The 5,612-nt window shown below is 52.5% G+C and carries 6 protein-coding genes; 3 read left to right on the top strand and 3 right to left on the bottom strand.

The window, feature by feature from the left end; genetic code table 11:
* A partial coding sequence (locus K2G43_RS04385) for an HAD hydrolase family protein (protein ID WP_300153142.1) occupies positions 1-487 on the bottom strand: 487 nt, incomplete at its 3' end.
* Positions 488-573: 86 nt separating this feature from the next.
* On the opposite strand from K2G43_RS04385, the gene K2G43_RS04380 reads away from it, so the two are divergent.
* The 3 genes from K2G43_RS04380 to K2G43_RS04370 all read left to right on the top strand — a co-directional run bounded on the left by K2G43_RS04380 (position 574) and on the right by K2G43_RS04370 (position 3,375).
* Entirely contained in the window at positions 574-1,467 is an 894-nt protein-coding gene (locus tag K2G43_RS04380; protein ID WP_300153140.1) for a prenyltransferase, read from the top strand.
* Positions 1,464-2,078, top strand: a complete 615-nt coding sequence (locus K2G43_RS04375; RefSeq protein WP_297642185.1) for a type II CAAX endopeptidase family protein — start codon at positions 1,464-1,466, stop codon at positions 2,076-2,078. The genes K2G43_RS04380 and K2G43_RS04375 overlap by 4 nt, the downstream gene beginning before the upstream one ends.
* Before the next feature lie 130 nt (positions 2,079-2,208).
* Entirely contained in the window at positions 2,209-3,375 is a 1,167-nt protein-coding gene (locus tag K2G43_RS04370) for a MalY/PatB family protein (RefSeq protein ID WP_300153138.1), read from the top strand.
* Positions 3,376-3,602: 227 nt separating this feature from the next.
* On the opposite strand, the gene K2G43_RS04365 is transcribed toward K2G43_RS04370, so the two are convergent.
* Both K2G43_RS04365 and K2G43_RS04360 read right to left on the bottom strand, forming a co-directional pair.
* Positions 3,603-4,415 (bottom strand): M48 family metallopeptidase, encoded by an 813-nt coding sequence (locus K2G43_RS04365; RefSeq protein WP_297642204.1) that lies wholly within the window; start codon positions 4,413-4,415, stop codon positions 3,603-3,605.
* A gap of 136 nt (positions 4,416-4,551) precedes the next feature.
* Positions 4,552-5,612: alpha/beta hydrolase (locus tag K2G43_RS04360; protein ID WP_300153136.1), on the bottom strand; the 1,061-nt coding region annotated here is incomplete at its 5' end.

The following is a 5,612-nucleotide window of genomic DNA, read 5'->3' as shown; positions in this document are numbered from 1 at the left end:
CTTCCTTTTCTTCTTCGGCATTGATGAAAGGGGTCATTTGGTAGATGGCCTTTCCGGCAAGAGCTTCGGCGTAAGGTTTCGCCTCAATGGGAACTACCTTTAACTGGCGGTGGAAGATTTCCGTTACAATCTCGGCGGGTTGGTTTACGCAGATGTCATGCTCGCCTACCAGGATGCAGGGGATGTTCCGTTCGTGGCAGAAGGCGGTCATCGTCTCGACTTCCGTTGCAGGGATGACACTTTTATAGATGACGGTATCTTCCACAAAGCAGTAGGCGCCGTTCATCGTGATGTAGCCGTCTATCAGGTTCCGTTCCTGTAAGGCAGAAAGGTTGTTGATGATGACTGCCGGGCGACCGGTGGCGATGAATATGTGCATACCTTTGGCTTTGGCGGCAACCAGTGCTTCGAGGGTGGAAGCAGGGATTTTGTGGGTCTCGAAGCTCACCAAAGTTCCATCGATGTCGAAAAACAGGGCTTTTATCATACGGGGTTCTTTTATCTTGTGCGCAAAATTACAATAAAAGCAAAGATATTTCGTACTTTTGCGCACAAATAAAAAATAAATCACAGATGAAGAAACATTCTTTTAAAGATTGGCTGATAGCCGTTCGCCCGTGGTCGTTCCCCGCATCGACCATGCCTGTGTTAGTGACGTTGGCGTATTTGTATTGGGACAACCAGGAGATTAACTGGATCAACGGTCTTTGGGCTTTGCTGAATATCGTTGTGTTCCATGCGGCGGGAAATACGTGGAGTGATTATTTCGACTACAAGCACAAAGTCGATACGCAGGACACGTATGGCATGAAGACGCTGACCGACGGTGTATTCTCGCCCCGTGAAATCTATTGGCTCTCCTTGGGCTTGTTGGCTGTGGCGCTTGTTGCCGGAATCGGGTTGTTGGGACGCACCGGTCTGCCTCTGTTATATATAGGTATAGGCGGTGCGGTTTGTTCGCTTCTTTATCCGCCACTCAAGTATCATGCGCTGGGCGATGTGGTCATTCTTTTGGCCTACGCCCTACTGCCTACGCTGGGCACTTGCTATGCCGCTACGGGCGTGATGGACTGGAGTGTTTTGTGGATAGCCCTTCCCGTGGGGCTGATTACGGCTGCCATTCTCCATGCCAACAATACACGCGACATCCGCACCGATACCCGTGCCGACATCCGCACGCTTGCCATGATGCTGGGCGGCAAGTGGTCGGTCTATCTCTATTGTGCCGAAATCCTGTTTCCTTTCGGTTGGATAGTCGGGCTGGTGGTTTCGGGCACGTTCCCTGTCTGGGGGTTGCTGATACTGCCTGCGCTGGCTCCGGCGATGATGAATGTGCGCGTCGTTTCGCGGTTCACCGCCAAAGGCGAAGCCGCTATTGCCACGTTGGACGAGATGACCGCTAAACTTCAGTTGCTTTTCAGTCTTTTGTTCGCACTGTCGTTCTTTATAGCAGGGGCATTGGCATGAAGAAGCTGCTCTTTACCATCCTGCTTGCCGCCGTGTTGTGGACCATCATGTTCTCCCCTTGGACGGCACCTTACGTGAATTTCTGGTGGATGATGACCGCTTCGGCGTGTACGCTCTCCGTGTTTGCCACTTTGTTCAATTCCGGCTGGTGGCGGGAGGTGAAGTGGACGTTTCCGAATCTCCTGCTTGGCATCGGCATCGCCGTTGCGTTGTGGGGCGTATTCTGGATCGGCGACAAGGTCTCCGCTTGGATGTTCGACTTCGCCCGTCCGCAGGTCGATTCCATCTATGGGATGAAGGGAGGCGAATCGCCTTGGTTGCTGACGGCGTTGCTGCTGTTTCTGATAGGACCGGCTGAAGAAATATTCTGGCGTGGCTACGTGCAACGCGCCTTCTCCAGACGCTGGAACCCGAATGCGGGATTTGTGGTGGCCACCTTGATTTACGCACTGGTGCATGCCGGCTCGTGCAACTTCATGCTGGTGATGGCCGCGTTGGTGGTGGGGGCGGCATGGGGAGCGCTCTACCGCTTCTTTCCGAACCGCTTTGCCGCCATTATCCTGTCTCATGCGGTGTGGGATGCGGCAGTGTTTATATGGTTTCCGATATAATTTTTTAGGAGTTATCGGGAGTTAAAAGCCGATACTCCGACTTGTGTCAGCAGGGCATAAGTTTGTGCAAGCAGGACTATTGACCTCTAACTTCCGATAACCCTTTTTAACTCCTTAAACAATGAAAAATATGAAATACAATTTTGATGAAGTCATCAACCGCCGTGGCACCGATTCCGTGAAGTGGGACGGCGTGAAGAATGCGTGGGGGCGTGACGACCTCCTTCCCATGTGGGTGGCGGATATGGACCTCCGCACCCCTCCGTTTGTGATGGAAGCCTTGCGGAAACGACTGGAGCACGAGGTGCTGGGCTATACATTCGCCTGCGAGGAGTGGTACACTTCCATTTGCAGCTGGCTCAGCCGCCGTCACGGGTGGGAGGTCACGCGCGAGATGCTGACCTTCGTTCCCGGCATTGTCCGCGGGCAGGCTTTCGCGCTACAATGCTTCACCAACCCCGGTGACCGGGTGATGGTGATGACTCCCGTCTATCACCCCTTCTTCCTGGTGACACAACGTTTGGGGCGTACTCCCGTCTATTCTCCGCTTGATTTGCGCGATGGGCATTATCAGATAGACTTCGACCGTTTCCGCCGCGATGTGCAAGGATGCAAGGCGCTTATTCTCTGCAACCCCCACAATCCTGGCGGGCGTGTATGGACGGTGGAAGAGCTGTGCCAGATAGCCGATATCTGCCTGGAGAGCCATACCTTCGTCATCTCCGACGAGATTCATGCCGACCTGACCTTGCCACCTTATAAGCATCATCCTTTTGCCACCGTTTCGGAGGCTGCCGCCCGAAACTCCCTCACCTTCATGGCACCCAGCAAGGCATTCAACATGCCGGGGTTGGGCAGCTCGTATGCCGTTATCCCTGATGAGGAGATTTGTCGCCGTTTCCACGAGTTCATGGAAGCGGGCGAGTTCTGCGAAGGGCATCTGTTTGCCTATATCGGTACGGCTGCCGCCTATACGCACGGCGACGAATGGCTGGAGCAATTGTTGGAGTATATCAAGGGTAACATCGACTTTACGGAAAACTACCTGCGCGAGCACATCCCCGGCATCGGCATGATACGTCCGCAGGCTTCTTACCTTATTTATTTGGATTGCCGCGCGCTGAAGTTGCCGCAGGAAGAGCTGGTGAAACTGTTTGCCGACAAAGCGCATCTGGCATTGAATGATGGAAGCATGTTCGGCGAGCCGGGCAAGGGTTTCATGCGGTTGAATGTAGGATGTCCCCGTTCGGTGCTGGAGCAGGCGTTGAGGCAACTGGCAGCGGTGGCTGGCAAATGACCGGTCAGTGCAACTCCGGCCATCCACTTCCATGCCGGAAGCGTCTTTCTTGCAAAGAAAGATGCTGAAAACTCAGTCTGTATGGCTTTATGAGAAAAAAACATCAGGAATTAAAAAAGGAGTTATTCAGGAGTTAGAAACCCATGCTCTGCCTTGTGTAAGCAGAACTATCGGTCTTTAACTTCCGAGTAACTCCTTCTGACTCAGGATAACTTCTGTAATCCTTCTTATTTCTTCTCTTCTTCCGTAGCCACCGGACGTTCGATACCGTCTTCCTGACAACGTTTCGTCATGTGTTCGATGCGTTTCTTGGTTTCCGGATGCGAAGAGAACATCTTTTGGATGTAGCTCTGTTTGTTGCCGGAATCGCCTTCAAGGCTCATCAGTTTTTCAAAAGACATGACGATGCCCCACGGGTTTTTGCCTTGTGCCACCAGAAAATCATATCCGCAGTCATCCGCTTCGTTCTCCTGTTTCTGCGAGTACTTTGCGTTCATCAGCGATTGTCCCAAAGTACCGAGCTGGGAGTCGGTGAGAGCTGCCGCTTTGCCGCCTGTAGATGCTATCGCGTCTTTGAGGGCACCGGTGAGCAGTTCGTTCTTGAATGCGTTTTTGGAGTGGCGCTTGATGACGTGGCCTATTTCGTGACCGATAACTCCAAGCAATTCGTCATCGCTCATGAGGTCCATCAGCGAGGAGAAGACACGTACACTTCCGTCGGGACATGCAAAGGCATTAACATCAATCACGTCATACACCTTGAAGTTCAAAGGTATGCCATCGGCATCGGTAATGCCTTCGGTCAATCTCCTGAGCCGCTGCGTATATGGGTTGTCCTCGGAGGGGACGGGGTTATGCTTGTCCATCCAGTCCACAGACTCTTTGACGTAATCGGCCATCTGCGCATCCGTAAGGGTGAACGCCTGTACTGCTTTGGCTGCTCCGCCTATGGCTCGTTTCAGGTTGAATTGCGCATAGGCAGGACTGGCGATGGCGAAAAGTGCCATTGCCACGAAAATTTTAGAAATAGTTCTTTTCATCATATTGTTATTAATGTTGTATTGATTGTCGCCCGCAAAATTACAAAATAATCACTCAAGTTTCTATAAGTTTTTGAACTTTCTTTCGGGGCGGTACGTGGCTTTTATTCTATTCTGCAATTTTCTACCGTTTCAGCTATTCGTTCTGCAAATACTTCCTGAAAAAATCGCTTATCTGATCGAAAGGAATCTTCTTCCTGTTGTCGTACAAATCGACATGGCTGGCTTCCGGCACAATCATCAGTTTCTTGTTGTCGCCTTTCAGTTTTTTGAAGGCATCTTCGCTGAAGTAGCGGCTGTGTGCCTTTTCGCCATGGATGATGAATACCGCACTTTCAATTTCGTGGGCATACGCCAGTATCGGCATGTTCAAGAAGGAGAGGGAAGAGGTTGCGTTCCAGCCATGGTTGGAGTTGAGCGAACGTGGGTGGTAGCCGCGTTCGGTCTTGTAGTAAGCATGGTAGTCTTTCACGAATCGGGGAGCATCTTCGGGCAGTGGGTCGATAACTCCTCCTGCCAGGGCATAGGTGCCTTCCTTGAAGTCTTGGGTTCGCCGGGCATTCAGCGCACGTCGTTTCTCCATTCGTTTTTCGGCACTGTCTTCGGAGTCGAAATAGCCGTTGGCGGTGACACGGGTCATGTCGTACATGGTCGATGCCACGGTTGCCTTGATGCGTGTGTCGATGGCTGCCGCATTGATGGCCATTCCTCCCCATCCGCAGATGCCGACGATGCCGATGCGTTCGGCGTCCACATCGGGGCGTGTGGCGAGGTAATCGACGGCAGCTGAGAAATCTTCGGTGTTGATGTCGGGTGAGGCCACGTAGCGGGGTTTTCCTGCGCTCTCTCCCGTGAAGGAGGGGTCGAAGGCGATGGTGAGGAAGCCTCGTTCGGCAAGTGTTTGGGCATACAGCCCCGATGCCTGCTCCTTCACGGCACCGAACGGGCCGCTGACGGCGATGGCGGGCAGCTTGCTTCCGGCGGTTGTTTGAGGTACATACAAGTCGGCGGCGAGCGTGATGCCGTAACGGTTGACGAAGGTCACTTTGCTGTGGTTCACCTTGTCGCTTTTCGGGAACGTCTTGTCCCATTCCTGTGTCAGTTTCAGTTTTTCCATAATCTTGTTGTTTTGAATGTTTTGCGCGTGGTTTTCCGTCATGCCGAAGAGGCAGAGGAAGGCAGCGGTCAATATTGTAG

Origin of the sequence: Bacteroides sp., assembly GCF_029057325.1 — a bacterium.
In the GTDB taxonomy this organism is placed as follows: Bacteria; Bacteroidota; Bacteroidia; order Bacteroidales; family Bacteroidaceae; genus Bacteroides.
This window is presented reverse-complemented; position numbering and strand designations above follow the sequence as displayed.

Excerpts from the sequence above, each read along its gene's own strand:
- K2G43_RS04380 (WP_300153140.1), top strand. The coding sequence starts at position 574 with ATGAAGAAACATTCTTTTAAAGATTGGCTGATAGCCGTTCGCCCGTGG.
- K2G43_RS04375 (WP_297642185.1), top strand. The coding sequence starts at position 1,464 with ATGAAGAAGCTGCTCTTTACCATCCTGCTTGCCGCCGTGTTGTGGACC.
- K2G43_RS04370 (WP_300153138.1), top strand. The coding sequence starts at position 2,209 with ATGAAATACAATTTTGATGAAGTCATCAACCGCCGTGGCACCGATTCC.
- K2G43_RS04365 (WP_297642204.1), bottom strand. The coding sequence starts at position 4,415 with ATGAAAAGAACTATTTCTAAAATTTTCGTGGCAATGGCACTTTTCGCC.